The sequence below is a fragment of the Micromonospora sp. HNM0581 genome (assembly GCF_012726175.1).
Taxonomy (GTDB): domain Bacteria; phylum Actinomycetota; class Actinomycetes; order Mycobacteriales; family Micromonosporaceae; genus Micromonospora.
Window position 1 is genome coordinate 1 of sequence record NZ_JAASAD010000045.1, and the last position, 3,931, is coordinate 3,931.

Below are 3,931 nucleotides of genomic sequence, written 5' to 3' on the forward strand. Positions count from 1 at the left end.
CGCGGTCGGACGAGGCGCTGCGCGCCCAAGCCGACCTGGTCGCCGCCACCGGTGCCAGCCTCGACGTGGCGTACTCGCTGGCCACCACCCGGGCGGCGCTGGAACGCCGGGCCGTCGTGGTGGCCGCGGCGGGCGGGGACGCGACCCGTGCCCTGCGGCGCCTGGCGGAGGGAAGCGCCTCGACCGACGTGGTGTACGGGTCGCCGTCGGTCGGAAAGTTGGCGGTGCTGTTCACCGGCCAGGGCGCGCAGCGGTGGGGGACGGGCCGTGAGCTGGCCGCCGCGTACCCGGCCTTCGCCGAGGCGCTGGAGGAGGTCAGCGCCCACCTGGACGCGAAGCTCGACCGACCGCTGCGGGAGGTGCTCTACTCCGGGCCGGAGGTGGCCGACGCGGCGCCGCTGGATCAGACGATGTACAGCCAGGCGGCGTTGTTCGCCGTCGAGGTGGCGTTGTTCCGCCTGCTGGAGTTGTGGGGGGTCCGGCCCGACATGGTGGCAGGGCATTCGATCGGCGAGGTGACGGCCGCCCACGTGGCCGGGGTGTTGTCGCTTGCCGACGCGGCGACCCTGGTCGCGGCGCGGGGCCGGCTGATGCAGTCGATGCGCGAGGACGGTGCGATGGTCGCCGTCGAGGCGTCCGAGGCGGAAGTGCGGGCCGCGCTGACCGGCCTCGAGGCGCGGGTGGGCATCGCGGCGGTGAACGGCCCCCGGGCGGTGGTCGTCTCCGGTGACGCCGACGCGGTGGAGTCGGTCGCGGACGGTCTGCGTGGTCAGGGCCGGCGGACGAAGCGGTTGCGGGTCAGCCACGCCTTCCACTCACCGCACATGGAGCCGATGCTGGCGCAGTTCCGCGAGGTCCTCACCGGTCTGGTGTTCGAGCGGCCTCAGCTGCCGGTGGTGTCCAACGTGACAGGAGCGGTGGCCGACCCGGAGGAGTTGCGCGACCCGGCCTACTGGGTGCGGCACGTGCGGGAGTCGGTGCGGTTCAGTGACGGCATGGCCGCTCTCCAGGCGGCGGGCGTCACCACGTTCCTTGAGGTGGGTCCGGACGCGGTGTTGACGGCGATGGGCCGGGACTGTGTCACCGACGAGGACGCGGTGGCCCTGGTGCCGGCGCTGCGCGCCGGCCGGGACGAGCCGACGACCCTGCTGACCGCCCTGGCGACCCTGCACACCAGGGGCGTCGCGGTGGACTGGCGGGCCTGGTTCGCGCCCACCGGCGCCTGCACCACGGCACTACCGACCTACCCCTTCCAGCGTCGCCGCTACTGGATCAACGCCACCATGGCGGCGACCGACGTGGCGTCGGTGGGCCTCGGGACGGCGGGCCACCCGCTGTGGGGGGCGTCGGTGTCGATGGCCGAGTCCGGCGAGGTGCTGTTCACCGGCCGGTTCTCCGTGGACGCCCAGCCGTGGTTGGCCGATCACGCGGTCTCCGGCGCAGTGCTGATGCCCGGCACCGGCTTCGTCGAACTCGTCCTGCACGCCGGGGGCCACGTGGGCCTCCGGCATCTCGAAGAGCTGACCCTGCATGCTCCGCTGCTGCTGCCCGACGGTGGCGCGATGCAGGTCCAACTGCTGATGACGGCCGCGGACGAGGCGGGCCGGCGTACCGTCACCGTGCACTCGCGGCCCGAGCACGCCGACCCGGATCTGCCGTGGACCCGGCACGCCATGGCGGTGCTCGCCGACACGCCGGCCGTTGCCGCCTTCGACCTGACCGTCTGGCCGCCGCCGGGTGCGGTGTCCGTGCCGGTGGCAGGGTTCTACGACGGCCTGGCGGCCCAGGGGTACGAGTACGGTCCGGTGCTCCAGGGCGTGCAGGCCGTGTGGCGGGCCGGCGAGACGGTGTACGCGGAGGTGTCGTTGCCGGCGGATGCCCACGCCGACGCGGCGCGTTTCGGTCTGCACCCGGCACTGTTCGACGCGGCGTTGCACGCCGTGGGCATCGGCGAACAGGTGCCTGCGGACCAGCCGCCGTCGGTGCCGTTCGCCTGGACGGACGTGACCCTGCACGCCGCCGGTGCCACCGCCCTGCGGGTGCGGATCACCCCGGCGGGCACCGAGGCGGTGGCCCTGCACCTGGCCGATCCGACGGGCGCACCGGTGGCCGAGGTCGGTGCGTTGGTGTCCCGGCCGGTGCAGCTCGCCGCCGGGACCGACGCCGACGGCAACCTCTACCGCGTCGACTGGACCACCTTGCCGACGCCCACCGCGCCGGTCACCTCCTGGGCGTACCTTGAGGACATCGGCGACGAACGTCCGGAACTGGTCCTGACCCGCCTCACCACCCCGCAGGCCGACGACCTGTCGGTCACCACCGACGGGGTGCTCCACGGTGACGTCGAGTCGGCGGCGAGGGCCGTCGCCGCGACGACGCTCGGGCTGCTCCAACGCTGGCTGGCCGACCCCCGGTCGGCGGAGTCCCGGCTGGTGGTGCTGACCAGCGGGGCGGCCGGCGGCGTCACCGACCTGGTCCAGGCTCCGGTCTGGGGTCTGGTGCGGGCCGCGCAGGCGGAGAACCCCGGCCAGTTCGTGCTGGTCGACGCCGCTCCACAGACGCCGGTCGAGGAGATCGTCACGGCGGTGGGCACCGGCGAGCCGGAGCTGTCGTTGCGCGACGGGCAGGTACGGGTGCCACGGCTGGCCCGCGTCGCCACCGACGACACCGGCTGGCGGGCGCAGGGCACGGTCCTGGTGACCGGCGGCACGGGTGTGCTGGGCGCGCTGGTCGCCCGGCACCTGGTCGCTGTGCACGGCGTCCGCGACCTGGTTTTGGCGTCCCGGCGGGGGCCGGCGGCACCGGGCGCGGCGGAGCTGCGCGAGGAACTGACCGGTCTCGGCGCCACCGTCGAGGTGACCGCGTGTGACCTGGCCGACCGGGAGGCTGTCGCCGCCCTGGTGGCCGGGATCCCCGGGTTGACTGAGGTGGTGCACACCACCGGTGTCCTCGACGACGGGCTGGTGACCTCGCTGACCGCAGCCCAGTTCGACGGCGTGTGGCGGGCGAAGGCCACCCCCGCCTGGCACCTGCACGAGGTCACCCGGGACCGGAACCTGTCGGCGTTCGTGCTCTTCTCCTCCGCCGCCGGGGTGGTGGACGGCTCCGGGCAGGGCAACTACGCCGCGGCGAACGTGTTCCTCGACGCCCTGGCCGCGCACCGGCGCGGGCTCGGCCTCGCGGCGACCTCCTTGGCCTGGGGGTTGTGGGAGGAACGCAGCGGGATGACCGCGCACCTCGGCGAGGCCGACCTGGCCCGGATGGCCCGCTCCGGCATCCTGCCCATCAGTTCCGCGCAGGGCCTCGCGCTGCTCGACGCGACGGTGGCCACCGGCGAGCCGGCGTTCGTGCCGATCCGGTTGGACACCGCCGCGCTGCGCGCTCAGGGCCAGTCGATGCCGGCCCTGTTCCGGGGTCTGGTCCGGCTCCCGGCCCGCCGGGCCGCCGAGGCGGGTCGGACGTCGGTCGGCGGATCGGCGCTGCAACGACGACTGACCGGGCTGACCGATGCCGAGCAGCGGCGTCTGCTGCTCGACCTGGTCCGGGTGGACGTGGCAGCGGTCCTCGGCCACGACAGCCCGGCCACCGTGGAACCGGCCCGCGCGTTCCGGGAGATCGGCTTCGACTCGTTGGCCGCCGTGGAGCTGCGCAACCGGCTGAACACCGCCACCGGGCTGCGGCTTCCGGCCAGCCTGGTCTTCGACTACCCGAAACCCACGGTGCTCGCCGACTACCTGCACACCCGGCTCCTCGGCACGGCCGCCCCGGCCGCCCCCACCGTCGCCACCGCGATCTCCGACGACGAACCCGTCGCGATCGTTGCGATGAGTTGTCGGTTTCCGGGTGGGGTGCGTGATCCGGAGGAGTTGTGGCAGCTTCTCGTTGATGGTGGGGATGCGATTTCGGCGTTTCCCGTCGATCGGGGTTGGGA

The 3,931-nt window shown here is 74.0% G+C and carries 1 protein-coding gene; it reads left to right on the plus strand.

Annotated elements, in window-relative coordinates:
* Positions 1-3,931 (plus strand): type I polyketide synthase (locus HCA58_RS22955; RefSeq protein ID WP_169600128.1); only part of this gene is annotated, 3,931 nt, incomplete at both ends.